Annotated in this window: 29 protein-coding genes and 1 other annotated feature; of the genes, 1 reads left to right on the top strand and 28 read right to left on the bottom strand. The window is 31.3% G+C overall.

Annotated features, from left to right (window positions below; translation table 11 throughout):
- Nucleotides 1-165: 165 nt before the first annotated feature.
- The 19 genes from BUB63_RS13560 to BUB63_RS03145 all read right to left on the bottom strand — a co-directional run bounded on the left by BUB63_RS13560 (nucleotide 166) and on the right by BUB63_RS03145 (nucleotide 14,422).
- On the bottom strand, nucleotides 166-318 hold the full coding sequence (locus BUB63_RS13560) for a DUF5320 domain-containing protein (RefSeq protein WP_156897849.1): 153 nt from the start codon (nucleotides 316-318) through the stop codon (nucleotides 166-168).
- 403 nt (nucleotides 319-721) lie between these two features.
- Complete coding sequence (locus BUB63_RS03230; protein ID WP_027307400.1) at nucleotides 722-1,159, bottom strand: Fur family transcriptional regulator; 438 nt, start codon at nucleotides 1,157-1,159, stop codon at nucleotides 722-724.
- Nucleotides 1,160-1,182: 23 nt separating this feature from the next.
- Nucleotides 1,183-1,536 (bottom strand): NifB/NifX family molybdenum-iron cluster-binding protein, encoded by a 354-nt coding sequence (locus BUB63_RS03225; protein WP_073247924.1) that lies wholly within the window; start codon nucleotides 1,534-1,536, stop codon nucleotides 1,183-1,185.
- Between the two features lie 13 nt (nucleotides 1,537-1,549).
- The gene (locus BUB63_RS03220; RefSeq protein ID WP_073247923.1) at nucleotides 1,550-2,410 is read right to left on the bottom strand and encodes an ATP-binding protein; all 861 of its coding nucleotides are present in this window, start codon (nucleotides 2,408-2,410) and stop codon (nucleotides 1,550-1,552) included.
- Nucleotides 2,401-3,234 (bottom strand): ATP-binding protein, encoded by an 834-nt coding sequence (locus tag BUB63_RS03215; RefSeq protein WP_073247922.1) that lies wholly within the window; start codon nucleotides 3,232-3,234, stop codon nucleotides 2,401-2,403. Before BUB63_RS03215 ends, BUB63_RS03220 begins: the two co-directional genes overlap by 10 nt.
- 17 nt (nucleotides 3,235-3,251) lie before the next feature.
- On the bottom strand, nucleotides 3,252-3,611 hold the full coding sequence (locus BUB63_RS03210; RefSeq protein ID WP_073247921.1) for a NifB/NifX family molybdenum-iron cluster-binding protein: 360 nt from the start codon (nucleotides 3,609-3,611) through the stop codon (nucleotides 3,252-3,254).
- Nucleotides 3,612-3,625: 14 nt separating this feature from the next.
- A complete protein-coding gene (locus tag BUB63_RS03205) occupies nucleotides 3,626-3,904 on the bottom strand; it encodes a hypothetical protein (RefSeq protein ID WP_200790147.1) in 279 nt (92 codons plus the stop codon).
- A 264-nt stretch (nucleotides 3,905-4,168) separates the two neighbouring features.
- Nucleotides 4,169-4,774 (bottom strand): TraR/DksA C4-type zinc finger protein, encoded by a 606-nt coding sequence (locus BUB63_RS03200; protein WP_027307394.1) that lies wholly within the window; start codon nucleotides 4,772-4,774, stop codon nucleotides 4,169-4,171.
- A 12-nt stretch (nucleotides 4,775-4,786) separates the two neighbouring features.
- Complete coding sequence (locus BUB63_RS03195) at nucleotides 4,787-5,071, bottom strand: DUF5665 domain-containing protein (protein WP_027307393.1); 285 nt, start codon at nucleotides 5,069-5,071, stop codon at nucleotides 4,787-4,789.
- Between the two features lie 138 nt (nucleotides 5,072-5,209).
- Nucleotides 5,210-5,992 carry a 3-deoxy-7-phosphoheptulonate synthase gene (gene aroF, locus BUB63_RS03190; RefSeq protein WP_073247920.1) on the bottom strand — a complete coding sequence of 261 codons (783 nt, stop codon included), beginning with the start codon at nucleotides 5,990-5,992 and terminating at the stop codon, nucleotides 5,210-5,212.
- An 8-nt stretch (nucleotides 5,993-6,000) separates the two neighbouring features.
- A complete protein-coding gene (locus BUB63_RS03185; protein ID WP_073247919.1) occupies nucleotides 6,001-6,693 on the bottom strand; it encodes a 5'-methylthioadenosine/adenosylhomocysteine nucleosidase in 693 nt (230 codons plus the stop codon).
- Entirely contained in the window at nucleotides 6,690-7,763 is a 1,074-nt protein-coding gene (aroB, locus tag BUB63_RS03180) for a 3-dehydroquinate synthase (RefSeq protein ID WP_073247918.1), read from the bottom strand. Before aroB ends, BUB63_RS03185 begins: the two co-directional genes overlap by 4 nt.
- A gap of 61 nt (nucleotides 7,764-7,824) precedes the next feature.
- Complete coding sequence (ileS, locus tag BUB63_RS03175; protein ID WP_073247917.1) at nucleotides 7,825-10,614, bottom strand: isoleucine--tRNA ligase; 2,790 nt, start codon at nucleotides 10,612-10,614, stop codon at nucleotides 7,825-7,827.
- A gap of 49 nt (nucleotides 10,615-10,663) precedes the next feature.
- Nucleotides 10,664-10,857 (bottom strand) — a binding site (T-box leader).
- Between the two features lie 45 nt (nucleotides 10,858-10,902).
- Nucleotides 10,903-11,361: a DivIVA domain-containing protein gene (locus tag BUB63_RS03170; RefSeq protein ID WP_073247916.1), complete on the bottom strand. Its 459-nt coding sequence runs from the start codon at nucleotides 11,359-11,361 to the stop codon at nucleotides 10,903-10,905.
- A 13-nt stretch (nucleotides 11,362-11,374) separates the two neighbouring features.
- Nucleotides 11,375-12,142: a YlmH family RNA-binding protein gene (locus BUB63_RS03165; RefSeq protein WP_073247915.1), complete on the bottom strand. Its 768-nt coding sequence runs from the start codon at nucleotides 12,140-12,142 to the stop codon at nucleotides 11,375-11,377.
- 12 nt (nucleotides 12,143-12,154) lie between these two features.
- On the bottom strand, nucleotides 12,155-12,412 hold the full coding sequence (locus BUB63_RS03160; RefSeq protein WP_027307388.1) for a YggT family protein: 258 nt from the start codon (nucleotides 12,410-12,412) through the stop codon (nucleotides 12,155-12,157).
- Between the two features lie 13 nt (nucleotides 12,413-12,425).
- On the bottom strand, nucleotides 12,426-12,878 hold the full coding sequence (locus BUB63_RS03155; RefSeq protein ID WP_027307387.1) for a cell division protein SepF: 453 nt from the start codon (nucleotides 12,876-12,878) through the stop codon (nucleotides 12,426-12,428).
- Nucleotides 12,871-13,578, bottom strand: coding sequence for a YggS family pyridoxal phosphate-dependent enzyme (locus BUB63_RS03150; protein ID WP_073247914.1), 708 nt, complete (start codon nucleotides 13,576-13,578; stop codon nucleotides 12,871-12,873). Before BUB63_RS03150 ends, BUB63_RS03155 begins: the two co-directional genes overlap by 8 nt.
- Nucleotides 13,579-13,582: 4 nt before the next feature.
- Nucleotides 13,583-14,422, bottom strand: a complete 840-nt coding sequence (locus BUB63_RS03145; RefSeq protein ID WP_073247913.1) for a biotin/lipoyl attachment domain-containing protein — start codon at nucleotides 14,420-14,422, stop codon at nucleotides 13,583-13,585.
- A gap of 421 nt (nucleotides 14,423-14,843) precedes the next feature.
- Here BUB63_RS03145 and BUB63_RS13965 point away from each other — a divergent pair, with 421 nt between their 5' ends.
- Nucleotides 14,844-14,972 (top strand): hypothetical protein, encoded by a 129-nt coding sequence (locus BUB63_RS13965; RefSeq protein ID WP_278298182.1) that lies wholly within the window; start codon nucleotides 14,844-14,846, stop codon nucleotides 14,970-14,972.
- A 43-nt stretch (nucleotides 14,973-15,015) separates the two neighbouring features.
- Here the strand turns inward: BUB63_RS13965 and spoIVA are convergent, their stop codons facing one another.
- The 9 genes from spoIVA to nrdD all read right to left on the bottom strand — a co-directional run bounded on the left by spoIVA (nucleotide 15,016) and on the right by nrdD (nucleotide 26,380).
- Nucleotides 15,016-16,497 carry a stage IV sporulation protein A gene (gene spoIVA / locus BUB63_RS03140; protein WP_027307384.1) on the bottom strand — a complete coding sequence of 494 codons (1,482 nt, stop codon included), beginning with the start codon at nucleotides 16,495-16,497 and terminating at the stop codon, nucleotides 15,016-15,018.
- Between the two features lie 432 nt (nucleotides 16,498-16,929).
- Nucleotides 16,930-17,931 carry an NAD(P)H-dependent glycerol-3-phosphate dehydrogenase gene (locus tag BUB63_RS03135; protein WP_084106468.1) on the bottom strand — a complete coding sequence of 334 codons (1,002 nt, stop codon included), beginning with the start codon at nucleotides 17,929-17,931 and terminating at the stop codon, nucleotides 16,930-16,932.
- A 1-nt stretch (nucleotide 17,932) separates the two neighbouring features.
- Nucleotides 17,933-19,252, bottom strand: coding sequence for a ribosome biogenesis GTPase Der (gene der / locus BUB63_RS03130; protein WP_073247911.1), 1,320 nt, complete (start codon nucleotides 19,250-19,252; stop codon nucleotides 17,933-17,935).
- The gene (locus BUB63_RS03125; RefSeq protein ID WP_073247910.1) at nucleotides 19,237-20,574 is read right to left on the bottom strand and encodes a DUF512 domain-containing protein; all 1,338 of its coding nucleotides are present in this window, start codon (nucleotides 20,572-20,574) and stop codon (nucleotides 19,237-19,239) included. Before BUB63_RS03125 ends, der begins: the two co-directional genes overlap by 16 nt.
- Nucleotides 20,575-20,858: 284 nt before the next feature.
- Nucleotides 20,859-22,259 carry a two-component system histidine kinase PnpS gene (pnpS, locus tag BUB63_RS03120; protein ID WP_073247909.1) on the bottom strand — a complete coding sequence of 467 codons (1,401 nt, stop codon included), beginning with the start codon at nucleotides 22,257-22,259 and terminating at the stop codon, nucleotides 20,859-20,861.
- Nucleotides 22,260-22,269: 10 nt separating this feature from the next.
- Nucleotides 22,270-22,962: a response regulator gene (locus BUB63_RS03115; protein WP_027307379.1), complete on the bottom strand. Its 693-nt coding sequence runs from the start codon at nucleotides 22,960-22,962 to the stop codon at nucleotides 22,270-22,272.
- Nucleotides 22,963-22,974: 12 nt separating this feature from the next.
- The gene (gene pgeF, locus BUB63_RS03110) at nucleotides 22,975-23,730 is read right to left on the bottom strand and encodes a peptidoglycan editing factor PgeF (RefSeq protein ID WP_073247908.1); all 756 of its coding nucleotides are present in this window, start codon (nucleotides 23,728-23,730) and stop codon (nucleotides 22,975-22,977) included.
- A 4-nt stretch (nucleotides 23,731-23,734) separates the two neighbouring features.
- The gene (nrdG, locus tag BUB63_RS03105; protein WP_370882838.1) at nucleotides 23,735-24,226 is read right to left on the bottom strand and encodes an anaerobic ribonucleoside-triphosphate reductase activating protein; all 492 of its coding nucleotides are present in this window, start codon (nucleotides 24,224-24,226) and stop codon (nucleotides 23,735-23,737) included.
- 123 nt (nucleotides 24,227-24,349) lie between these two features.
- Nucleotides 24,350-26,380: an anaerobic ribonucleoside-triphosphate reductase gene (gene nrdD / locus BUB63_RS03100; protein WP_073247907.1), complete on the bottom strand. Its 2,031-nt coding sequence runs from the start codon at nucleotides 26,378-26,380 to the stop codon at nucleotides 24,350-24,352.
- Nucleotides 26,381-26,385 lie beyond the last annotated feature (5 nt).

Here is a 26,385-nt window from a genome sequence, read left to right as displayed (position 1 = left end):
AATCGGAATTTACATATTTCAATTATTATTCATCTAAACCATTACATATCAAGGGGCTACGCCCTATTTATTTTTTAATCTGCGAAACTTCTGTAAAAAGTGCTGTGATAGTTGACATAGAGAATTATAGTTTAGTCACTCATCACAGCACTTTTATTGGTCTTTTTAGTTTTCGTTTCTTCTACAGAATCTGCCGCATCCTCTACCACGTCTATCTCTTCTACATTGTACGCTGCCATTATTATCTGTACATCTTCCTAATCCTCTACCAGTTCTTGGTCCCTTTCCATTTGGACCTGTTCCATCTCTTCTTGGCATATCTTTAACCTCCTTTTGGGCATATGTTCATTACACCTTTATTATAAAACTATTTTGGGCATATGTCAATATTAATTTTAAAAAAGGAGTTGATATTATCAACCCATCAAAATGTTTACTAACTCACTTGTTATCTAAATTTTGAAAAAGCCCCATGAAAGGATTTCAAAAGGCTCTTTCATGAGCTTTAGCAATTCTTAGCTTTTCGACTTTGAGAAAGTCCGTAATTCGGCACAGGACGTGCCGAGCCGAGCGGCCATCAGGACGATGGCACCGCGAGGGTAGGACTTTTTCAAACAAAGAAAAGCTAAGAATTAATTAGCGAAATGAACGAATGCCTAAGAAATCCTTCATGGGGGTAATCAATACATAACTTTTTAACAGCCTGAGGAGTTGATATTTATCAACTCCTACATCTACTACATACTCCAATAAGCATAATATCTGCATCCTTTATTTCTACACCAAATTTATTTTCTACTAAATTATTTAATTTTATATATTCTAATATCAAATTTTTGTCATCAATATCAAATATATTTTTACATTTACTACATTTAAAATGTACATGCATAGCCTTGCCACTATATATCTTCAATTCATAGTAACTTGTACTATCAATTTTTATCTCCTTCAATATACCAAGTTCCGTAAATGAATTAAGTGCTCTATAAACAGTTGCAAGGCCTATATTCTTTTCCTTAACTAAATTATAAATTTCATTGGCAGACATATGCCTATTTCCCTCTATGATAATATCTAATATAATTTTCTTTTGTGTTGTAAATTTCTGTCCTGCATCTTCAATAATTTTTTTATACTTTTCAATTAATTCTTCCATAACAACATCCTATCATATTTATATTAATGACAGTGTCCTTCGTGCTGATGTTCTCTACAAACGCTTCCTGTTGACTTTAATTCCCCTTTAACATATCTTAAAACCGCATCATCACATAATCCAGATACCCCAACTATAACTTCTATGCCATTTTCATTAAAGAGCATCTGTGCAGTTTCTCCCATTCCTCCTGCTATAATTACATTTACACCTAAATCCTTTAAAAATACTGGTAAAAATCCTGGCCTATGTCCTGGATTTTCTTTAAACTCTGAATTTATTATGTTACTACCCTCTACGTTATAAACCATAAATCCTTCACAATGTCCAAAATGAGCACTAATATTTTTACCTTCACAAGCTACTGCTATCTTCATATTAAATCCTCCTTTAATTTATTTTTGATTTTAATATTTCCCACATTTCTCTAATGGCTTTATTTGCTCTACTCTCTTCGTATTCAGTTATAGGTTTTAAATTATTAATAGATTCCATAACCTTTTCATCAAAGGGTATTTTGCCAACAATTGTTATATTATTGTTATTAGCAAACTCCTCAATATCATTTGCAACTTCTATATTTATATCATATTTATTTATGCAAACAAATGTCATTATTTTAAAATGTTTACATAGAGAATATACTCGTTTTAAGTCCTCTAAACCCGATTTAGATGGTTCTGTAACAATTAATGCAGCATTGCTTCCTGTAATAGAGGATATTACAGGGCATCCTATACCTGGTGAACCATCTATTATTGTTAATTTATTTTCCTTATTATATCTTTTTGCATTCTCCCTAAGCTCAGTTATAAGCTTTCCTGAACCATCAGCTCCAATTTCCATTTGAGCTCTTGATAGCAAACCCTTCTCTATCTTTGTAATATATACATCTGCTGTTTTCTCATCCTGCATTGATATTGCTTTAAAGTTGCAGGCTATAGTACATAAACCACAACCTTCACAGCTAAAAGAATCTACAAAATATTGATCCTTTTTTATATCTATTGCATCAAATCTACATATTTCTTTACAAATACCACACTTAACACATTTACTTTTATCTATAAAAGCCTTTTTACTACCTATAAAATCTTTTCTTTCTACATCTTGCCCTTGATAATATAAATAAAAGTTAGGTGCATCTACATCACAATCTACCCTCATTACATCCTTTGCCAATTCTGAAAGAGCAGTTGCAATTGTAGTTTTACCTGTACCTCCTTTCCCACTCAAAATTACTAACTCCAAGGTAGCACCTCCCTTATATTGTTTACCAATTCATCAAAAATATTTTTATGATCTCTATCAAAATAAAGTATTTCACCCTTTGAATATAGTTCTGCAGTTTTCTTGTTAAATGGGATAGTCCCTAATATTCTTATGTTATTATTTATACAATATTTTTTTATAATATTTTCCTCTCCATTATCTTTATTAATTACTACTCCAAAGGGTATATTAAACATCTTAACAAGTTCTATAGCAAGTTTTAAATCATGTAATCCAAAATTAGAAGGTTCAGTTACTAAAACAGCAAAATCAGAATACTTCAATGAATTAACAACATTACAGGAGGTACCTGGTGGACAATCAATTACATTTAGTTCATTCCTATTAATAGAACTTAACATTTTTTTAATAACAGGAACAGCCATTGGCTCTCCTTTGTTAAGTATTCCCTGCTTTATATTTATTCCAAAGGCACTACCAGATTCTATCCTTCCAATTACCCTCTTTTTATATTCTATTGCACCAAATTTACAAACATATTGGCATGCCCCACAACTGTGGCATAACTTATCAAAAACCAATATATCATCCTTAACCTTTGCAAGTGCATTAAAATTGCACACTTTAACACACATACCACAGCCAACACATTTTTCTTTATTTATTACTGGATATTCTTCTTCCACTTCATAAACATTATCTATATTTGGTTTTAAAAACAAAAATCCATTAGGTTCTTCTACATCACAATCCACATAGTTTGCATTCAATGCAAGTGATAGATTTGTGGAAACTGTGGTTTTACCTGTTCCACCTTTTCCACTTAATACTGCAATATTCAAGGCAACTACCTCCTAAATTACATCCCATGATGAGATGGACCTGCAATATTTATTTCTTGTAATTCCCCATTTTTAAACTTTTCAATAACTTCTTTAATACTTATTTCATCGCATTTATAAGCCTTAATACCTGCCTTATTTATTAAATCAAAGGCATTAGGTCCTAAGCTACCAGTTATTACAACATCTACTCCTTCATCTATTATCTGTTGAGCTGCTGCAATACCTGCTCCGCCACCGGATTTTTGTCCTGCATTTTCTAATACCTTAAATTCACCTGTTTCAAGATTATGAATTTGAAAATATCTACATCTTCCAAATCTTACATCCATTAAATCATTTATATCTTGCCCTTTTGCTGATATTACTATCTTCATTTTTTCCACCTTCTTTATTTATTATTAATTTTTGTTAAAGCATCTAATGATGCCGCATTTATTGGATAAGCAATTGGTGAAGAAGTTAATAACGGGTGTGTTGCTACTTGGAATGTATTTAATTCATTAGCAGTTAATCCCTTTTGAATTGCAAGGCTTAATATATTTATCATTTCCCCAACGCTTTCTCCACCTACTACTTGTGCTCCAATTAAAACTCCAGAAGTTTTTGAGAACATAAGCTTAAGTTCAATTTTGCTTGTATTAGGAAGTGAACCTGGATGTTTATCCATTGTTGCAAATTTTCCTACAACATAATCAAATCCTTCTTCTTGATGTAGTTGCTGTTAAAATACCTCCTGCACTACCACCTATTACTAAAATATCTGCATTTATCATATTTACCCCTCCATATAATATTATTAGCATTTGCTACTATCATAATACACCTTATTTTGGTTATTGTCAAATGCTTATTATAAAATCGTAATACTGTGATTTTTACTTTATAAAAAATACCACAGGATTTTTACCTTGTGGTATTTTTTATAACATTATTATGGCAACTGATTTTTATATTGTTGATTACTTATGTTTTCAACCCACTCAACAGTACCTGGCATTTGCTCGTCATCATAATTTAGCTTCGAATGTTTCATCCTATTAAAATTACCTACTTCCTGCCAAGCATCCTCTCCATCGTATTCATTCTCATCACTTACATCCCTACAACTTCTTCCAAATGGGAACCCTAATACCTCCTCCTCAACTGGTCTATCGGGTTTTATTGTGCTATATCCAAGCTTATCATTCATACATTTTTTACAGGTAGAAACATAGGGAATAGCCTCTAATCTTTCCTTTTCTATTTCTCCTCCACAAATTTCACATATTCCATAGGAACCGTCCTCAATATTTTTCAATGCTGCATCAATCTTAGCTAAAATATTCTTCTCATTTTCAAATAATGCATATCCTCTCTCTTTGTCATATACCTCTGTTGCCATATCAGCTGGATGATTATCTATTGTTGAGAGCTCACTTAATTCCTCCCTTTGTCCTTCTTTTATACCATTTTGCTCCATCTGATTAATTGTATGTAAAATATCTTCCTTCTGCTTTAAAAGAATCTTTTTATATTTATCAAATCTGTTTTCCTGCATAATATCATCTCCTTATTTGATATTTAATTGAACAAGTTTCACAACTTCTGCTACAAATCCTCCAATAATAGGAAGGTTTAAAACTACCAATTTTTGTAGTAGATATATAACAAAGGCACCTAAAATAGCAAAACCAAAAGCAATCCCAAAACCTCTTGCGACCCCTGAAAAGAAATTTAAGGCTATCATTCTATAGGGATTTTGCATCAAATCAACATAATCTCCTATTCTTGATTTCTCAAGTTGGATGCAGACTTTATTTAAAAGCTCTTCTGTTTTTTTATTATCTTCTCCCATATACTTTCCCTCCATACATATATTTTTTAAAAGTTAGTTAAATTTATTCATTATTTTTCTTATCATTTTTGATATTGTCATTTATAATATTTTATAAAAAAGATAGTATTAGTAATTACAACTAATACTATCTTTAGTTTAATTTTTATTAATACACATATATATTCTATTTGTTTCCTCTATAATTAGTTTCAATTCCTTTAAATCAATTGTTTGTTCCGAATCTGAAAAAGCCTTATCAGGCTCTATATGTGCTTCTATAATAAGCCCATCTGCACCTGCTGCAATAGCTGCTCTACTCATAGGACGCACAAGTTCCCTTCTCCCAGTACCATGGCTTGGATCAACCAAAACCTTTAGCTTTGTTTTTTGCTTAATAACAGGAATAGAATTTAAATCCAACGTATTTCTTGTATAGGTTTCAAAGGTTCTTATTCCTCTTTCACATAATATAATATCATCGTTACCCTCTAATGCTATATATTCTGCTGCATTTAGCCACTCCTCAATTGTTGCACTAAAGGCCCTTTTTAATAATATTGTCTTTTTAGTCTGCCCAACTTCTTTTAAAAGAGGATAATTATACATATTTCTTGTGCCTATCTGAAGCACATCAACAACTTCTATCATATATTCAATATCACGAAGGTCCAAAACCTCTGAAACAATTTTAAATCCATATCTTTCTTTTATATTTTTTAAAATTTCAATACCTTCATCCTTAAGACCTTGAAAACTATAGGGAGAGGTTCTTGGTTTAAATGCCCCTCCCCTTAAATACTCAATATTTAACTCCTTTAAACCTGCCGCTATTTTGTCCATTGTATCGTAATCTTCAACACTACAAGGCCCAGCAATAATTAAAGGTTTTTCCTGCTTTATATTTACATTTTTATCCTTTAAAACCCTTTTTAATTTCATATTTTCACCTACATTGCCCTTATCATATTAGAAAGAATTCCTATTGAATTTTCAATTGCTCTATTCATAAACGTTGGATAATCAACGTGGGCACTTCCATCTGCCTTGTCTGAAATAGATCTTAAAACAACAAATGGAACAGAGTTTAAATAACATACATGTGCTATTGCTGCACCTTCCATTTCAACTGCATAGGCATTAAACTTTTCTCTAAAATATTTTATCTTTTCCCTTGAATTAATAAATTGATCACCTGATATAATCCTTCCACTATATACTTTAAAATCCTTTAGTGCCTCTGCACTTCTTACTGCTATATCAACTAATTTCTCATCAGCTTTAAAGGAATAAACCTCCATCCTTGGAACTTGACCTACTTCGTATCCAAAGGCAGTTGTATCAAAATCGTGATGTACAAGGTCCGTTGATACAACAACATCTCCAACATTTATTTCACTGTATACTCCACCTGCAATACCAGTATTTATTACTGCATCAACATTAAAATCATCAATAAGAATTTGAGTACAAACAGCTGCATTAACCTTACCTATACCACTTCTAACTACAACAATCTCTTTTCCTAAGAATTTTCCTAAATAAAATTCCATACTTGCCTTCTTTTCTATTCTTTCGACTTCCATTGATTCCTTTATCTTAATAACCTCTTCATCCATTGCACCTATGATACCGATTCTCATAATAACCTCCTATTATATTCTTGTATATTTTGTACAATTGTATCAGCTTTTACATCAGTTGTTATTATAGCACGACCTATACCCTGTGGCAAAACAATTTTTATATTATTATCCACATTTTTTTTATCTTTACATATAATATCCTTAAACCTCTTATAATTATCAATATTTATATTTGTTGGAAGCTCAAAATACTCAAGTATTTTAATTAACCTATCAAAAATATCTTCAGAAATTAGTTTTCTCTTAAGAGCTATATAACTCTCATAAACCATACCAATTGCAACTGCCTCTCCGTGTAGAATATTAAAATCAAACATAGTTTCTACTGAATGCCCTATTGTATGACCAAAGTTTAATATATGTCTCTCTCCTAAATCTAATTCATCCCTTTCCACTATTCCTGCCTTTAGTTTAACACATTCAGAGACAATATATTTTAATTTGTCAATTTCTCTCTCCTTTATTGCCCTTTTATTTTCCTCTATAAATCTAAATAGATTTTCATCAAGAGATAATCCATATTTTATTACCTCAGCCATACCATTTTTAAAATTCCTATAGTCTAAAGTCTTTATAAGGTTTACATCTATATATACCAAATTAGGCTGATAGAAGGTCCCAATAATATTTTTAATTCCATCTAAATTAAATCCATTTTTACCTCCAACGCTGCTATCAGTTTGAGAAATGATTGTTGTAGGAATATATACTAAATTTGTACCCCTTTTGTAGGTTGAGGCTACAAACCCTGCAATATCTCCTACTACACCTCCTCCAAAGGCAATCAAAGTACACCTTCTATCAACATTGTTTTTTAAAAGTGCTCTATAAATATCAAGAATTATTTCTATTCTTTTACTATCTTCACCAGGCTTAATGATATACTTTCCTATTATTTTTTGTTCAAAACTTCTAAAATAATCTGCATAAATAGAATCAACATTTTGGTCAGTTATTATAAATAACTGACCAACCTTTTTCTGTTCAAACCAAAAATTCAAATGAGAATTGGTAGATGTAACTATAACGCTATAGGGATTTTTTAGATTAATTTTTATTTCCTTCATAATAACACCTCAAAAATAAGGATAGCATTTACATGCTATCCTTATTATACAATAAACTTCATTATTTTAAAACACTTACACATCTTGAGCATAATGTTGGATGTTCAGTATCCTGTCCAACAGTTTCACTATATACCCAGCATCTCTCACACTTTTCACCTGATGCAACAGATACAACAACTGCAAGATCCTTATTTTCTTCACTTCTAAATGTATATTCTACTCCATCCTTAATACCTTCGTATAGTTCAACCTTTGAAACTATAAATACTGTTTGAAGATAGTCTCTAACTTCATTTAAGAACTTATATGTGTCTCCCTCTGCATATATTTCTACCTTTGCATTTAATGAATGTCCAATTAATTTATTATTTCTTGCAATTTCAAGTGCCTTTGAAACTTCGCCTCTTATATTTAATATATTATCCCATCTCTTTTCAAGCTCTTCATCCACATATTCTTCAAGTACCCTTGGCCAATCTGCTAAAAGAACACTATCAACCTTCTCATCAAATGTATGTGGCATATATTTCCATATCTCATCTGCTGTAAAGGATAGAACAGGGGCTATCATCTTAACAAGTGAATTTAAAATTCTATACATTACTGTTTGTGCTGCTCTTCTTTCCTTTGAATCTGGCTTTTCTGTATAAAGTCTATCCTTTATTATATCTAAATAGAAGTTACTCATATCAACAACACAGAAGTTGTGTATTGCGTGATATAGTATGTGGAATTCATATCCTTCATATGCCTCAGTAACTTCCTTAGTAAGATGTTGAAGCTTTAGTAGAGCCCACTTATCAAGCTCGTTCATTTCACTGTAATCAACCATATCCTTATTAGGATCAAAGTCATATAGGTTACCTATCATATATCTTGCTGTATTTCTTATCTTTCTATAGACTTCAGAGAGCTGCTTTAATATGTCCTTTGATATTCTAACATCAGTCTTATAATCTGCAGATGAAACCCATAGTCTTAAAACATCTGCACCGTATTCCTTTATAACATCCATTGGGTCAATACCATTGCCAAGGGATTTTGACATCTTCTTTCCTTCTCCATCAACAACCATACCGTGGGTTATAACTGTTCTATATGGTGCCCTTCCTCTTGTTGCAACCGCAGTTAAAAGTGATGACTGGAACCACCCTCTATATTGATCGTTTCCTTCAAGATACATATCTGCAGGCCAGCTTAAATCATCTCTTGTTTCAAGAACACCTGCGTGGCTTGAACCAGAATCAAACCAAACGTCCATTATATCCTTTTCTTTTCTAAATTTTTGTCCACCACATTCACACTTTGTGTTTTCTGGAAGAAGGTCCTTTGCATCCATTTCAAACCAAGCATCCGAGCCCTTCTCCTTAAATATTTCAACTACCTTAGCTATAGTTTCTTCAGTTATTAATTCCTTTCCACAGTCTTCGCAGTAGAATATTGGAATAGGAACACCCCATATTCTTTGTCTTGAAATACACCAGTCTCCTCTGTCTTGAACCATACTTGCAATTCTGTCTTCTCCCCATCCTGGTATCCATTCCACTTCCTTAACTGCCTCAACAGCTTCCTTTCTAAATCCATCTATTGATGCAAACCATTGTTCAGTTGCTCTAAATATAATTGGATTTTTACATCTCCAGCAGTGTGGATATGAGTGATTTATTCTTTCTTCTGCAAGAAGCATATTTGTTTCCTTAAGGTCGTGTAGAATTGCTTTATTTCCTTCCTTATAAGTTAATCCTTGATACTTGCCAGCCTTCTCAGTAAACCTTCCCTTTTCATCTACAGGATTTAAAACATCTAATTTATATTTCATACCTATTTCAAAGTCTTCTTGACCATGACCTGGTGCTGTATGAACACATCCAGTACCAGATTCTAATGTTACGTGATCACCCACAATAACCAATGACTCTCTATCTATAAATGGATGATAACAAGTTTGTCCTTCTAATTCGCTTCCCTTAAATGTAGCAAGTATTTCTTCATTTTCAAGATTTGCAGCCTTCTTAACTGCTTCAAGCAATTCCTTTGCAATAACATAAACTTCATCATTGAACTTAGCAAGAACATATTCAAACTCTGGTCCTAAACATATTGCAAGGTTTGCAGGTAAAGTCCAAGTTGTAGTAGTCCAAATTACATAATATATGTTATTTAAATCAACATTTAAATTCTTAAATAGACCTTTATCATCCTTAACTCTAAACTTTACATAGATTGAATTTGATGTTTCATCAGCATATTCAATTTCCGCCTCTGCCAATGCAGTTTCACAGGATGGACACCAATATACAGGTTTTAATCCCTTATATATATATCCCTTTTTAGCCATTTCTCCAAATACTTCAATCTGCTTTGCTTCGAATTCTGGAGTTAATGTTAAATATGGATTTTCAAAATCACCAATTACACCAAGTCTCTTAAATTGTTCCTTTTGTCTTTCAACTTGGCTTAGAGCATAATCCTTACACATTCCCCTAAATTTAACTGGATCAACATCGCTCACCTTTATTCCAAGTTTCTTTATTGCTTGAAGTTCAATTGGTAGTCCGTGTGTATCCCATCCTGGTACATAAGGTGAATAGAAACCCTTCATTGTTTTATATCTAACTATTATATCCTTTAAAACCTTATTTAGAGTATGACCTAAATGGATGTCGCCATTTGCATATGGAGGTCCATCGTGTAAAATAAAAGACTTATTGTTTTTGTTTTTTTCAAGAGCCTTTTTATAAATATTTTTACTATCCCATTCCTCAAGCATTAATGGTTCTTTTTGTGGTAGATTTGCACGCATTGCAAACTCTGTTTGTGGCAAATTAAGAGTTTTACTATAATCCATTTATAATACCTCCCTTTCTAATTTTATCCAATAAAAAACAGACCTATGCCCCTGGGGCGAAGGTCTGTCCGCGGTACCACCCAAATTTATAACTCATTAAGATAACGGCATTCACCGGCTCAGCCTACTTAATTCAGCCTGCAACTCAAGGGTGATTTTCAACAAAGTTAGTTTATGGGCTCTCACCAACCCCCACTCTCTGTAAAACATCCTTTGCCTACTCGTCCCTGTCATCGTTTTTTATATTTACCCATAAATATACAATAAACTAAAAATTATGTCAAGTAATTATTTTTCATTTGTTATGTATTCCTTGTCAAGATTCTCAAGTTCAGATTGAAGAAGTGCTCTAAATCTGCTCTTAAACATATTGTACTCATTTTTTAATATTTCATATTCTTTATTGATTTCAAGTACCCTTTCTTCTGCCTTCTTCACAAGCTCATTTGCAGCCTCCTGTGCATTCTTTATGATTAGTTCTGCCTCCTTTTTAGAGCTTTCCTTCGCTTGATCTGCTGCAGATTGTGCAAGTAAAAGTGTATTTTGAAGTGTACTTTCTAAGTTTACATAGTGACTCAATTTTTCATTTAATGCTTCTATCTTTTCCTTCAAATTCAAATTCTCCTTATATAACTTTTCATAATCCTCACTTAGCTGTTCTAAAAACTCATCAACTTCATCAATATCGTATCCTCTAAAAGTTTTCTTAAACTCTTTATTTATTATCTCATTTGGTGTTATTGTCATCTTTATTCCTCCTCTATACATATTTTTTTATTGATACAACAAGCCTTTGACTTTTTGTATTTCTAATAACAGAGTTAAAAACGAATCTTCCAAATCCCTTAACCGAAACAATATCTCCAATATCTAATTTGTAACTTTGATCATCATTTGATATATAATTGACCTTTACATTTCCCTGTTTTATTAGGGAAGAAGCTTCACTTCTTGAAAGATTGTAAACTTCAGAAATTACAGCATCCATTCTTAAGGATGCAACATTTATCATAATTTCCTTTAAGGATTGAGCTTTTTCTCTTGATATTTCATAAGGAATCCTTTCAAGCTTAACACCTGTGTGTTTTATCTTATTTAGATTAAATATAATATAATCGCTTAACTCTCGTGCTACATATATTTCTGCTCCATCATCAAAAACATTAATGTCTCCTATTTTCTCCCTTTTTATGCCTAAAGATAATAACGCACCAAGATAATCCCTGTGACTTAGTTTCTCAAACTTAAAATTACCACTCACTTTAATTATATCTACCGGAAAATCCGTATCTACATCAACTCTACTTATAAGAGCAACCGCCCTTTCATAATTACCTTTACCACCGAAATATTTAATATAGATATCCCTTCCATTTGATAATAAATTCAAAAAATACTGTTCATCAGGTGTTAAAAAATCTGTAAATTCCTCCTGCCAAGTTCTTTCTACTCTATTTACCATATCGATTAGTTTAACATATACTTCCTTTTTTTCTTCATTCCTTCTTAAAAAAACATCTATATTCATTTAATCACCATATTATAAAATTATAGTTTTAATAAATTCTAAAAATAATATTGCCAGCATTGGTGAAAAATCAATAGGAGTATTGGGCAAGAGTTTAAATTGAAGCCTATAGAAGGGTTCTTTTATAGGATCTATTATAATTCCTATTATTCTTAAAACTTGATTGTTGTGCCTATTTGGAACAACCCAAGACAAAAGAGCATCTAAAAATATTAGAAACTCTAAAAGATTTACAAACTTAAAAAAGGCATACCTTAATGCATCAGTCATTTTTTACCTCCTGTTACTCCATTGAAAATATATCACTTTTGCTAAATATATTCTTAAGTTCATTTTCTATTTCAACGCCCTTAGGTGTAATGAGATATATACCTCTCTCATTATCAACCTTCTGCAATGAGCATTCTAAAGCATAAACTGCCCCCGATACTGCATCTAAAAGTCTTCGTGCTATATTTTTTTCTGCATCAGCTATGTTCATAATAACAATATTTTTAACCTTAAGTTCATCTATCAAATCTTGAATATCCTCACCTAATGTTTGGGGATTTTTAACAACAATCCTTGGAGTTATTGTTTTGCTTTTTATGCTAACAATTTTACCCTTTGTTTCTCTAATATCCTCAAAATTAAGCTCTTCTTCCATCTCCTCAACTTGTTTTTCTACCTTTTCAGCCTGTTCTTCCTCATCAACAATTCCAATTGTACCAAGTATCTTATTTAACACATTACTCATTGTTAATATCCTCCTTTTTATAATATCTTTCTCCAAATATACCAGTTCCTACACGTATTATATTTGCTCCTTCCTCTATTGCAATATCAAAATCATCTGTCATTCCCATTGAAAGATATTGAATATCGAAGTTATCATATTTTAATTTTTTTACTTCTTCATATAAGAACTTCATTCTTTTAAAATAATACCTTGTTTTATCTATATCTTCATTAGGTGGTATACACATAAGGCCCTTTATTCTTATGTTTTTAAGCCCAGATATTCTTTTACAAAAATCAAATAATTCCTCTTCATACACACCATATTTTGTTTCTTCTTTGCCTATGTTTACTTGTATAAGTACATCCATTATTTTATTAATCTTCTCTGCCCTTTTGTTAACTTCTAATGCAAGTTCATAGTCATCTAATGAATGAATAAGTTCAACTTTATCTATTATATATTTAACCTTGTTTTTTTGTAAATGTCCTATAAAATGCCATCTTACATCCTTTACTTCTTCATATTTTTTTATAAATTCCTGAACCTTACTCTCACCAAAAACATAAAGTCCTGCATTTTTAGCTTCAATTAACTTCTCTACAGGATGTGTTTTAGATACCCCCACCAATATTATGTCGCTACTATCCCTTCCACATAATTCACAGACACTCTTAATTTTTTCATTTATATAACTAATATTATCGGCAATCCCCATAAAATCACCTCTTTATTCTTTGCTTATCCTTTAAATTTTTAGGATTTATAACCACTTCATCGTTATCCTTTAGAGTAGAATCAGAAGTAACACATACTTTATAATCCATATGACTTATTTTAATTGGCTTAAAATATACATATTCACCCTTTTTAATAAAAACTCCCTTTTCACCGTTGTACTCAACAACAGAGTCACGTGGCAAAATATATCCATAATACCTAGATTTTATTATATACCCATCAAAATACCTTTGTAAATTGAATTCTACTAAATCAAACTGAGTAGACAATACTATAAATATATTTTCGTTTTTTATAAAATAATCTTTAATGGTACAACTATATTGTTCTCCATTAACTTCTAATATCATTTCTTTATTCTTCTTTAAAGTTTTAAGCTCATCCTTATTAGTAACAATACACATATACCAAAGAGTGTTATCAACCATTTTAATTCCTTCATTTTTTTTAGAATCCTTAAGAGATAGTATATCTTCTTTGGTAATATTTTTTATATTATTTAATGTGTATTTATTTTCAGCACCATCTATATATAAAAATACTCTTCCCTGTATTGGACTTTTTATATTTTCATACAAAACCTTATCTTTTTTTACGACATCTCCATTTTGAATCTTTAAAGCCTTATTATTTAACTCTCCATTTTTTAAAATTACTTCATTCATTACATATATTCCCTCAAAATAGGATTTATCTTCATACCATTCCTGTTGTATTTTTACTGTTTTATATTCAGTATTTAATGCTACTATACAAAGAACAATTGCTAAAATAATAGATATTATTGCTGTGTATTTTATCAAAAATTGTTTTTTAACCACAATAAAATACCTCCTCTTTTTATATTATTTCTTCAAAAAAGAACAAAATCCTTCACGATTTTTTAATTTTTATATAGATGAACATAATTTAATATAAAACATATAATAATAAAATTCAGACACACTAAAACATAGGAGGAGATTGAAGGAGTATTGAGGAAAAAGGAGGCTATCTAATTTAATACTGGATAAACAAATTTTAAGAATATTTATACCTATATTTCAAATTTGTATTTATTTTTCCCTTATGTTATTATATAATCAAACAAATAATAAACTCAATAATTTGTTGGGAGGTTTTATAATGATTTCCGTAAAGGTGGTAACCTTTGCAAAAGAGGTTTTCCACAAACACGATGAGTCCTTTAACTAGGCCATCCATAATAGCTCATCCAAAATATTAAAGAAAGGAGTGTATATTATGGACATCGGCAACATTAAGATGGTTAAAGAGACTATAATAGACACAAAAAAGACTACTACTAATAGTGATAAGGCAACTTCTAATAAACCAGGTTGCATAAAGATGAACGATTACTTTGCATTTTAATATAATATAAAAAATTAAAGGGACCTTAGGTCCCTTTAATTTTTTATATTATTATACACAAAACTCCACTATTTCCTTCATTTATTATCTTCTGTAGAACTCTCTGTAGTTTTTCCTGTACATCCTCAGGCATCATATAAACCTTGTTTTGTAATCCTTCCTTAACAAGTTCCTCTAAGGATTTTCCAAACATATTAGACTGCCATATTCTTTGAGGATCATTTTCAAACTCTTCCATCATAGACTTAACAAGTTCTTCACTCTGCTTTTCTGTTCCAACAATTGGAGATACCTCTGTTTCAACATTTGCCCTAATAATGTGAAGTGATGGTGCACTTGCTCTTAATTTAACTCCAAATTTGTTACCCTGTCTTACTATTTCAGGTTCTTCAAGCTTTAATTCTTCAAGCTGAGGTGGAACTAAACCATATCCAACATCCCTTGCATCCTTTAGAGCATCCGAAATTTTATCATATTCCTTCTTTGCAAAGGATAGATCCCTCATTATTTCAAGCAAATGATGTTCTCCATTAATATCATATCCAGCTATTTCACCAAGAACTCTAAAGAACAAACCATCCTTAACCTTCATTGAAACTACAGCTGTTCCCTCTCCGAGTCTAATATCATCAAGATTTACATCCCCAACAAATTCATATTGTCTATAATCAAGAACAGTAGGTTTTATATCCTTTATTTTATCCAAACCTGCAATTGAATTCTTAACAGCATTAACAAAATTTCTCTTTAACCAGTGATCATAGGATAGCTTTTCAACCCACTCTGGTATTCTAATGCCTATTTCCTTTATTGGGAATTCATATAAAACTCTTTCTAATATATTCTTAACGTCTTCTATCTTCATATTAAGTGCATCAACTGTATAAACAGGCACCTTATATTTATCCTCTAAATTCTTTCTTAAATTAATTGTATCTGGATTATATGGATGTGTTGTATTTAAAACTACAACAAAGGGTTTGTTTATCTTTTTAAGTTCATTTATAACCTTCTCCTCGGCGTATATATAATTTTCCCTTGGTATATCGGCAATAGAACCATCTGTTGTTACAACAATTCCTATTGTTGAATGTTCATTTATAACTTTTCTTGTTCCTAATTCTGCAGCTTCAACAAAAGGAATTTCCTCTTCGAACCAAGGAGTCTTAACCATTCTTGATTCACCATTTTCAATATGTCCAGAAACCCCATCAATAATGTATCCTACACAGTCTACCATTCTAACACGCATCTTAGCATTATCATTTAACTCAATTTCAACTGCTCCATCACTTGGTATAAACTTTGGTTCAAATGTTGATATAGTTTTTCCTGAACCACTTTGTGGAAGTGTATCCTTTGCCCTATCCCTTACAGATTGATTAGGAATGTTTGGTAAAACTAAAAGCTCCATTACTCTTCTTATGAATGTTGATTTTCCTGTTCTAACAGGACCAACTACACCTAAATAAATATCCCCCTGTGTTCTTTCGGCTATCTCCTTGTATATATCCAATCCTTCCACAATGTTACCTCCTTCTACAAACCTTCTATGTAATAATATTATTTTTAAAATAATTTTAGAACAAAAAAATAATAAAAACTGAAGTGTTTGCAGAAAAAACAACCACTTGCCTTAATATAACTATTAAGGCAAGTGGTTCAGGATGTTGAAAAAGTTATATATTGATTAGCCCCATGAAGGATTTCTTTGGCATCGGTTCATTTCCCTAATCAATTCTAAGCTTTTCTTTGTTTGAAAAAGTCCTACCCTCGCGATGCCATCGTCCTGATGGCCGCTCGGCTCGGCACGTCCTGTGCCGAATTTAGGACTTTTTCAAAGTCGAAAAGCTAAGAATTGCTAAAGCTCATGAAAGAGCCTATTAAAATCCTTTCATGGGGCTTTTTCAGTTCTTAACTAACAATTAGATTTTCTAACAATCTAAAAAGCTCTTATTTAAATTATTATTTCTAATTCGCTCTTTTTATCCCTTGTCATAAGCTCATTAACTGCTTCTCGTGGATTTCTGTTATTAAATAATACATCATAAAGGGCATTTACAATTGGCATCTCTACACCTACATTCTTTGCTAAATTATATACTGCCTCTGTTGCGTGAACACCCTCAACAACCATACCAATACTATCCATAGCAGACTTTAAATCCATACCTTGACCAAGCAGAATTCCACATCTTCTATTTCTTGAATGCATACTTGTACAAGTTACTATTAAATCCCCAATTCCGGCAAGACCTGCAAAGGTCATTGGATTTGCACCAAGCTTTACACCAAGTCTTGTTATTTCTGCAATACCACGTGTCATTAAAGCAGCCTTAGTATTGTCTCCATAGCCTAAACCATCTGATATACCTGCAGCAAGTGCAACTATATTCTTTACAGCTGCACCAATCTCAACTCCAACAACATCAGTGTTTGTATATACTCTAAAATTTGAATCCATAAAAACATCCTGTATGTATAAAGCTGACTCTATATTTTCAGATGCTGCTACAATAGTTGTTGGAATTCCAACCGAAACCTCTTCAGCGTGGGTTGGACCGGATAAAACAACTACTTCATTGTTTGGACATTCTTCCTTTATTATCTCAGACATCCTTTTATATGTGGTATTTTCAAGTCCCTTAACTAAACTTACTATAATCTGTCCCTCTGTTAAAAAGCTACTTGCCTGCTTACATACAATTCTAAGAGCATGCGAAGGAACTGCAAATACAATTATTTCTTTATCATTAATGCATTCACTAAGCTCTAAAACTCCCTTTACACCATCTGGAATTTCTACATTTTTTAAATATTTTGTATTAGTATGATTATTATTTATCTCCTTTAATAAATCCTCATTTTTATCCCAAACTTCAACACTATATCCTTTTTTAGCTAAATGTATAGCTATTGCACTTCCCCAGCTTCCCGCACCTAAAATACCTATCTTCATATTAATCCTCCTGTTTTGATCTATATATAAATCTAATTGGTGTTCCCTCTAATCCAAAATGCTGTCTTAACTGATTTTCAAGATATCTTGCATATGAAAAATGAACTATCTCTGGATCATTAACAAAGAAAACAAATGTAGGAGGTTTTGTTGATACCTGTGTAGCATAATAAATCTTTAATGCCTTACCCTTTTCAATCGGTGGCTGCTTCATCATCACAGCCTCGCTAATTACTTCATTTAAGGCACCTGTTTTTATTCTCATAGCATGCTGGTCTGCAACATATTTTATAAGTTCTATAAGCTTATTTATTCTTTGACCTGTTTTAGCAGATATAAATATTATTGGTGCATAGTCTAAGAAGGCTAAATCCCTTCTAATATTTTTAGTAAATTCATTTATTGTTTTATCATCCTTTTCAATAGTATCCCATTTATTTACAACAATTACTACACCTTTCCCCGCCTCGTGGGCATATCCTGCTATTCTCTCATCCTGTTCTGTTACTCCATCATTGGCATCGATCATAACAAGACAGACATCTGCTCTTTCTATTGCAGTTATTGATCTTAAAACACTATACTTTTCAACATCTTCCTTAACTTTGCTCTTTCTTCTTATACCTGCTGTATCTATAAATAAAAATTTATCCTCACCAATTTCAACATAGCTGTCTATAGCATCTCTTGTTGTTCCTGGTATATCACTTACAATTGATCTTTCTTCTCCAACTATCTTATTTAAAAGGGTTGATTTTCCTGCATTAGGACGTCCAATAATAGCAACCTTAATTTCAGGAGACTCCTCTTCATCATCCCCAGTCTTTTTAAAGTGCTTCACTATTTCATCCAGCATATCCCCAAGTCCTAATCCAAGGGCTGCAGAAATTGAAATAGGTTCTCCTAATCCAAGGTTATAAAAATCGTATTTGTTATTTTCCATTTCTATATTATCTATCTTGTTAACTGCAAGCACTATAGGTTTATTAGTTCTTCTTAGCATATTTGCAACTTCATAGTCATCTGCTGTTATTCCTGTTTTGCCATCAACAATAAAAAGAATAACATCTGCTGTTTCTATTGCAATTTCTGCCTGCTTCCTCATCTGTTTTAATATGATATCTTCACTATCCATCTCAATTCCACCAGTATCTATTAATGTGAATTTATTATTTAACCACTCTACTTCACAATATAATCTATCTCTTGTAACTCCTGGTGTATCCTCAACTATTGCAATTCTTCTACCTGCCAGTCTATTAAACAAGGTAGATTTACCAACATTAGGTCTTCCTATAATTGCTACTATCGGCTTTGACATTCTATCACCTCACGCTCTATATTTTCTATTAAGTCTTCTCCTGTAAACTTGCATTTTATAATTTTAGTATTTAATATTCTACTAAGCTCATCTATACTTATATCATCTAATAATACATCTTCATAGGCCTTAAACATATTAGATGATAATAAAAGCACTGTGCCATCAACTTTACCCTTTAGCTGTTCAATTAAATCCTTTCCTGTTAAAAGACCTGTTACTGTTATTTTTTCTCCAAAGAAATTATTTATAATAGGATAAACCTTTATATATATATTAAATTTGCTATTAATCTTTTCTGAAATGCTTTTTATAAAATTATAGCTTGACACACCTGTTGCTATTGAGAACTTTTTGCCCTTACCGTCAAATTCAAAATATTCAATATCATCCTCAACACATCCTTCAAAAAATCTAATCATACCTATTCCATCCTCAAGCTGCTCAAAATCATCATAGTGTTCATAATTTGGTAATTCTTTGTTAGCCATAATATAGAACTCATCCGCCAATCTAACAAAGGGTATACCAATCTCTCCTTCAATCTCATTTTGTATTTTTTCAACCTGTTCTATTACTTGTTTTGCAGACTCCTCATCGAAGGATTGTAATGGATATAATCCCTCTCTAAACTTTGTTATACCAACAGGTACCACTGCCACATTTGATATATTAGGGTACATAGTATATAAATCCCTTATTGTGCGTTCAAGTTCCTCTCCGTCATTTATACCTTTGCATAAAACTATCTGGCAGTTTACCTTTATACCTGCATTCGTCAGCTTCTTTAAATATTCTAATACCCTTCCAGCCCTTTTGTTATTCAACATTTTAACCCTAAGTTCTGGGTTCGTTGTATGCACTGAAACATTTATTGGACTGATTTTAAACCTAATTATTCTATCTATATCCTCATCCTTCATATTTGTAAGGGTTATAAAATTACCCTGTAAAAAGGAGAGTCTTGAATCATCATCTTTAAAATACAATGTATCCCTCATACCCTTAGGAAGCTGATCTATAAAGCAAAAAATACATTTATTTGAACATCTTCTTGGGTTATTGATATAAGGATCATCAAACTCAATACCTAAATCTTCATAGGGGTCTTTTTTAATTGATACTTCTTTAATATCTCCATTTTTTTTCTTTAGTTTTATATTAATGTTACTATCTGTGGTTATATATCTGTATTCAATAGTATCTAATACATCAACACCATTAATTGAAATAATCTCATCAAAGGGTTCTATACCATATTTTTGTGCTATGCTATTTCTTGCAACGTCTGTAACTACTATATTCTTTCTTTGGTATTCCATACACTTCACTCCATTTGTAATTTCATTATGTAATGATAACATTTATAATAAAAATATGCAATATTAAGGATAAATAAAGCCATGAATAAAATTATTTAAATTTATCCATAAAAATTATTAACAAACCTAATTGTTAGCTAAAGTAAGAAAAAGCCCCATGAAAGGAATGCTTAGGCCGTAGAACGGAGGCCCAAGAAATCCTTCATGGGGCTAATCAATATATAACTTTATCACCAATCTGCTGAATAAAATTGTTTAAATTTATTCATGGCTTTATTTGTAAATTATTTATTCTCGAATAAAGGAAGTATAATAGTAAAGGTTGTGCCTTTGTTTACTTCACTATCAACATATATGTCTCCTTTAAACATTAACACAATATGCTTCACAATAGCAAGCCCAAGTCCAGTACCTCCCATTGACCTTGATCTTGCCTTATCAACTCTATAGAACCTTTCAAAAAGTCTGGGCAGATGTTTTTTGGAAATTCCAATACCTGTATCTCTAACCTCAATCCTTGCATTGTTATTATATTTTTCAAGTTTTAGATAGACTTCACCATTTTGTGGAGTATATTTAATAGCATTATCTACTAAATTTATTATCATCTGCTTAAACTTATCCCTATCTCCATAAATATATAACTGTTCTTCACAACTATCAATAGATAACCTAATATTCTTCTCAAGAGATATTCTTTCCATAATATAATAAACTTCAGTTATACATTCATTCAAACACACCTTTTGAAAGTTAATTGCATAATCCTTGTTTTCAAGCTCTGATAGAGTTAATATATCATTTATCAATCTTGATAGCCTCTCTGATTCAACATATATAATATCTAAGAATTTATCTCTTGTCTCTTTATCCTCAACATATTTTAGAGTCTCAGCAAATCCTTTAATGGATGTAAGAGGTGTTTTTAACTCGTGGGACACGTTTGCCACAAACTCTGACCTCATATTCTCAAGGGCCTTTATTTTTGTCACATCGTGAATAACAAGTAGCACACCAATTATATTTCCTGTTCCATAATCCGATACTGAAATAGACTTAACCTGAAGTATCCTTTCCTTTTCCCCATGCATTATTATTTCAACAGGTGTTTCATCAGGATTATTTATAAGTTCATCTATCCTGCTATCTCTTATTACCTCTAAAATATATCTATTTTTTGTTTCACCCTTAACATTAAATATTTCCTTTGCTGCAGGATTAATTAATACAATATTTTTTTCAGTATCAACAAATATAACTCCATCATCCATACTATTTAAAATAGAATAAAGTTTATTTTTCTTATCATTTAAATCCTTAATTGTTTCTTCTAATCTACTTGCCATTAAATTAAAGGAATGACTTAATTGTCCTATTTCGTCTGCCTCATAAAATTCTATTCTCTTTTCATACTGTCCTAATGCAATCTTTGTTGCTGTATTGGTCAATTTTTTTATTGGATTAATTATAAAATTTAGCTTAAATATAACCATAATACAGGTAAAAATAAATGTAAAAAATATACCTGCAATAGCATATTGAATAAAATCAAATCTAAATTGAAGAGTATCTGAAACATAGGTATATAAATTGTACTTATTTAAAATTATATAGAAGAGATAAAAGTTTAAAATCACACAGAACAATATTATAGGCATTATAAAAAATATCAATTTTTTTCTCATAAAATCACCATTAATCCTTAAACTTATATCCGATTCCCCTTACAGTTTCAATATATCTTGGATTTTTATCATCATCCTCAATCTTTTGTCTTAGGTGCCTAACATGGACATCAACTGTTCTTGTTTCACCATAATATTCATAACCCCATATTCTGTCTAATAGGAAATCACGTGTCATAACCTTTCCCTTATTTAAGACAAGAAGTTTAAGTAGTTCAAACTCCTTTAATGTCAACTCTATTTTCTTTCCATCCTTTATAACTTCGTGTCTTTCTAAATCTATTGTTAAGCTACCTATGTTGATTACATTCTGCTGCTTTTCATCCTTTGAATTTCTTCTTAAAACAACCTTTATTCTCGCTACAAGTTCACGTACAGAAAAGGGCTTAGTTATATAATCATCTGCACCAAGTTCTAATCCTAATATCTTGTCAAATTCCTCTCCCTTTGCAGTCAACATAATTATAGGAATGTTGGACAGTTCATCATCCCTTTTAATTTTTTTACAAACCTCAAATCCATCCATTTCAGGAAGCATTATATCAAGCAATATCAAATCTGGTTTCTTTTCATAGGCAATATTTATTCCTTCAGTTCCATTTAAGGCATAATAAACCTTATATCCATTCATTTCAAGGTTGTACTTTATAAGTTCTACTATATGAAGTTCATCATCAATTATTAGTATCTTTTCTGATGCCATAGGTTTACCTCCTTAGAGTGAAATAAAGGTACCAATTCTACCTGTATTGTTGTTTACTCTATATGAATAGAATAAATCATTATTGCATTTTGTGCAAATATTGGATAAAAAAATATTTTTATCTAATATACCTAAATCTAATGCCTGCTTTTTATTTTCCATAAATAAATCTACGTAATATTTTCCATCTCTTTTTTCTCTATAATGAAATTTATTAAATACATCCTCTCCTACTTCAAAGCAACAAGAAGCAATAGCAGGCCCAAGTATAACATACATATTTCCTGTATCAGAATTAAATTCCTTTACCATTTTTTCTATTGTTTTTCCTAATATTCTTTTATCTGTACCCTTCCATCCTGCGTGTACAACAGCAATAATTTCTTTAATATAATCAACTACAATTATTGGAACACAGTCAGCAGTAAAAATACCTATTGGTATTTCCTTTTCATTGGTAATTAACGCATCTCCAAACTTACCCTTTACCTCTCCATAATTTTCACTATTTACAATGTAGATTTCATCACCGTGAACTTGTCTTAAATAAACAGCTTTATCAATATTCATATTATTGTCAGTTAGAGCCTTAAATAAATTTTTTTGGGCACACTTATCTTCAGTATATATACCTAAATTATGTTGACTAAAGTCTCCTTCACTATATCCTCCGATTCTTGTTGAAAAAAAATGTTTTATTCCTAACGCATCTATTTTATTATTTTTTAAATACAAACTACCATTTATATTAAAATACTTAAATTCCATAAAATCACCACTTTATTTCTACTATTTTATTATTTTCCAATGATTTCTTAACATCTATTATTCTTTGATTAGTTGAGCCTACAAAGGATTTTTTTAAAGTCCTCTGCTCCTGTATAAATGGTCCATCAATTAATATATCTATATTTTTTAAAAGTTCTAATTTATCCTTTTCATTTATAATGTCTTCAAATATATACCCTGTATAGCATATAATATGGATATTTTTCTCCTTTAACATTTTTGCTAAAATTGAAAACTTATCTGCCTGAATTAAAGGATCACCGCCTGAAAAGGTAACACCATCAATAAATTTATTTTTTAGTATATCGTTATATATATATTCTAATTCTACCTCATACCCTCCATCTAATGGGTGAGTATCTTTATTATGACACCCCTTACAATTATGTATACATCCCTGAGAAAATATCACATACCTTATCCCAGGCCCATCTACTAAACTTTCTCTATTAATACCTGCTATTCTTAATTTCACAATATCACCACTTCCATTATAATATAATACTAAAAATTTAGCATGCCCTTATATTAAAAGCATGCTAAATTTATGTTAAATTTTATTTGTATAAAAATTAATTATAATGTCTAACTATAATTTTCAAATATGTTTAACTCTCATCTCAAGTTCCTTTAACTTTGCATCGTTAAATCTATCGGTTGTTGATAAATAACCTGTTATTCTTCTTATTCTTCTAATGTCACTTCCTTGGCATACAGGACATTCATCTTCATTTATTACTCCCCTATATCCACAAATCCTACACTCGTCAATTGGGAAGTTCACTCCTGCATATCCTATGTCACATTCCTTCATCCACTTAATTATCTTTTCAAAGGCATCTAAGTTATGCTCAAATGTGGATGGAAGTTCTACATATGATATGTGTCCCCCGTTACATAGACTGTGGAACTTACCTTCAATTCTTATCTTTTCAAACATACTTATTTCATAATAAACAGGTATATGGTAGGAATTTGTGTAGTAATCCTTATCTGTAACACCCTTTATTAATCCATACTTCTCTCTATCCTTAGGAACAAAACGTCCTGAAGTTCCCTCTGCTGGTGTTGCATATGCAACAAAATTTAGTCCTGTTTCCTCACTTGTTCTGTCACAATAGTCTCTTAGATGTTTAATTATTCTTAATCCTAACTCTAATGCCTCTTCATCTTCTCCATGATGTTTTCCAATAAGTGCTATTAGAGTTTCAGCAAGACCTATAAATCCAATTCCCAATGTACCATTTTTAATTGCTTCCAATATTTCATCATCATCCTTTAGGTTTTCTGAACCCATATAAAGCTTTTGTCCCATTAAGAATGGTAAATCCTTTACTCTAAGCTTTGCTAAAATATTAAATCTATGAAGAAGCTGTTCCTTGCAAAGTTCAAGAATATTATCAAATTCTTCAAAGAAGCCATCTATATTACCATAACCTGCCTTTAGAGCTAATCTTGGAAGATTTATTGTTACAGGTGCAATATTACCTCTACCCGCCGATATTTCAAGACCATTTCTATTTTGAATAGTTCTTGTTCTACATCCCATATAGGATATTTCATCACCATATTTTTTATTAAAGCTTGAATCCATAAAGCTAAAGGTTGGATTCATCCTGTGGGAAGCAACCTTTATTGCCAATTTAAATAAATCATAGTTAGGATCACCTTCATTTAGGTTAACTCCTTCTTTAACTCTAAACACTAAATTAGGAAATATTGGGCTTTCTCCTTTTCCTAATCCTTTATCAAACACCTCTAAAACTGCTCTAATAACCAATCTTCCCTCTTCAGTTGTATCAGTTCCAAGGTTTATTGAGCTAAATGGAACTTGAGCCCCTGCTCTTGAATGCATACTATTTAGGTTATAAATCAGAGCCTCCATAGCCTGAAATATTTCTTCATAGGATGGCTTTTCCTTGAGATTTCTTATAACCTCAGCCATTGATTTGTCAAAATGTGGGAAACTTTGTCCTCCATACATATCATTTTGATTACTTTGAAGAATTATTGCTGCCTGTGCAGTTGCAGATGAAATTCTCTTTGGAGGTCTGATATAGCCGTAACCTGTATTAAATCCATTTAATAAAAGCTTAGTTAAATCTATTTGAAGGCAATTTAAAGTTTTTCCATAGAAGTCTAAATCGTGAATATGTATGTCACAATTCACATGAGCCTTTGCAATGTGGGCCGGAATTACATTGGATAAATAATATTGTTTACTTGCTGCTGATGCTATTTGAAGCATTTTTGCTGATGGCGAATTGCCTATATTTGCATTTTCTCTGCTTGTTTCTACTAATATTTCTCTAACAATATCCATAAGTTCAGTCTTTGCTTCTCTATACCTTGTTCTTTTTGCTCTATATAAAATATATGCCTTTGCGGTCTTGGCATGTCCATCTTCAATTAATACCTTTTCAACACAGTCCTGTACAAATTCAACTGTAGGAATTTCGTCCTGTGGTAAAACAGAAGCCATATAATTTATTACTTTATCTGCAATGCTGTCTGCCATTGCAAAATCTGAACCACCAACCTCTCTTGCAGCCATAAAAATAGCCCTTGAAATCTTTTCTTTACTGAAGTTTACTATTCTTCCGTCTCTTTTTTTAATTTGGCTAAACATTGTAA

Origin of the sequence: Caloramator proteoclasticus DSM 10124 (assembly GCF_900129265.1) — a bacterium.
Lineage (GTDB): Bacteria > Bacillota > Clostridia > Clostridiales > Caloramatoraceae > Thermobrachium > Thermobrachium proteoclasticum.
This window is presented reverse-complemented; position numbering and strand designations above follow the sequence as displayed.

Excerpts from the sequence above, each read along its gene's own strand:
- BUB63_RS13560 (WP_156897849.1), bottom strand. The coding sequence starts at position 318 with ATGCCAAGAAGAGATGGAACAGGTCCAAATGGAAAGGGACCAAGAACT.
- BUB63_RS03230 (WP_027307400.1), bottom strand. The coding sequence starts at position 1,159 with ATGGAAGAATTAATTGAAAAGTATAAAAAAATTATTGAAGATGCAGGA.
- BUB63_RS03225 (WP_073247924.1), bottom strand. The coding sequence starts at position 1,536 with ATGAAGATAGCAGTAGCTTGTGAAGGTAAAAATATTAGTGCTCATTTT.
- BUB63_RS03210 (WP_073247921.1), bottom strand. The coding sequence starts at position 3,611 with ATGAAGATAGTAATATCAGCAAAAGGGCAAGATATAAATGATTTAATG.
- BUB63_RS03205 (WP_200790147.1), bottom strand. The coding sequence starts at position 3,904 with ATGGATAAACATCCAGGTTCACTTCCTAATACAAGCAAAATTGAACTT.
- BUB63_RS03200 (WP_027307394.1), bottom strand. The coding sequence starts at position 4,774 with ATGCAGGAAAACAGATTTGATAAATATAAAAAGATTCTTTTAAAGCAG.
- BUB63_RS03195 (WP_027307393.1), bottom strand. The coding sequence starts at position 5,071 with ATGGGAGAAGATAATAAAAAAACAGAAGAGCTTTTAAATAAAGTCTGC.
- aroF (WP_073247920.1), bottom strand. The coding sequence starts at position 5,992 with ATGAAATTAAAAAGGGTTTTAAAGGATAAAAATGTAAATATAAAGCAG.
- BUB63_RS03185 (WP_073247919.1), bottom strand. The coding sequence starts at position 6,693 with ATGAGAATCGGTATCATAGGTGCAATGGATGAAGAGGTTATTAAGATA.
- aroB (WP_073247918.1), bottom strand. The coding sequence starts at position 7,763 with ATGAAGGAAATAAAAATTAATCTAAAAAATCCCTATAGCGTTATAGTT.
- ileS (WP_073247917.1), bottom strand. The coding sequence starts at position 10,614 with ATGGATTATAGTAAAACTCTTAATTTGCCACAAACAGAGTTTGCAATG.
- BUB63_RS03170 (WP_073247916.1), bottom strand. The coding sequence starts at position 11,361 with ATGACAATAACACCAAATGAGATAATAAATAAAGAGTTTAAGAAAACT.
- BUB63_RS03165 (WP_073247915.1), bottom strand. The coding sequence starts at position 12,142 with ATGAATATAGATGTTTTTTTAAGAAGGAATGAAGAAAAAAAGGAAGTA.
- BUB63_RS03160 (WP_027307388.1), bottom strand. The coding sequence starts at position 12,412 with ATGACTGATGCATTAAGGTATGCCTTTTTTAAGTTTGTAAATCTTTTA.
- BUB63_RS03155 (WP_027307387.1), bottom strand. The coding sequence starts at position 12,878 with ATGAGTAATGTGTTAAATAAGATACTTGGTACAATTGGAATTGTTGAT.
- BUB63_RS03150 (WP_073247914.1), bottom strand. The coding sequence starts at position 13,578 with ATGGGGATTGCCGATAATATTAGTTATATAAATGAAAAAATTAAGAGT.
- BUB63_RS13965 (WP_278298182.1), top strand. The coding sequence starts at position 14,844 with ATGGACATCGGCAACATTAAGATGGTTAAAGAGACTATAATAGACACA.
- BUB63_RS03135 (WP_084106468.1), bottom strand. The coding sequence starts at position 17,931 with ATGAAGATAGGTATTTTAGGTGCGGGAAGCTGGGGAAGTGCAATAGCT.
- der (WP_073247911.1), bottom strand. The coding sequence starts at position 19,252 with ATGTCAAAGCCGATAGTAGCAATTATAGGAAGACCTAATGTTGGTAAA.
- BUB63_RS03125 (WP_073247910.1), bottom strand. The coding sequence starts at position 20,574 with ATGGAATACCAAAGAAAGAATATAGTAGTTACAGACGTTGCAAGAAAT.
- pnpS (WP_073247909.1), bottom strand. The coding sequence starts at position 22,259 with ATGAGAAAAAAATTGATATTTTTTATAATGCCTATAATATTGTTCTGT.
- BUB63_RS03115 (WP_027307379.1), bottom strand. The coding sequence starts at position 22,962 with ATGGCATCAGAAAAGATACTAATAATTGATGATGAACTTCATATAGTA.
- pgeF (WP_073247908.1), bottom strand. The coding sequence starts at position 23,730 with ATGGAATTTAAGTATTTTAATATAAATGGTAGTTTGTATTTAAAAAAT.
- nrdD (WP_073247907.1), bottom strand. The coding sequence starts at position 26,380 with ATGTTTAGCCAAATTAAAAAAAGAGACGGAAGAATAGTAAACTTCAGT.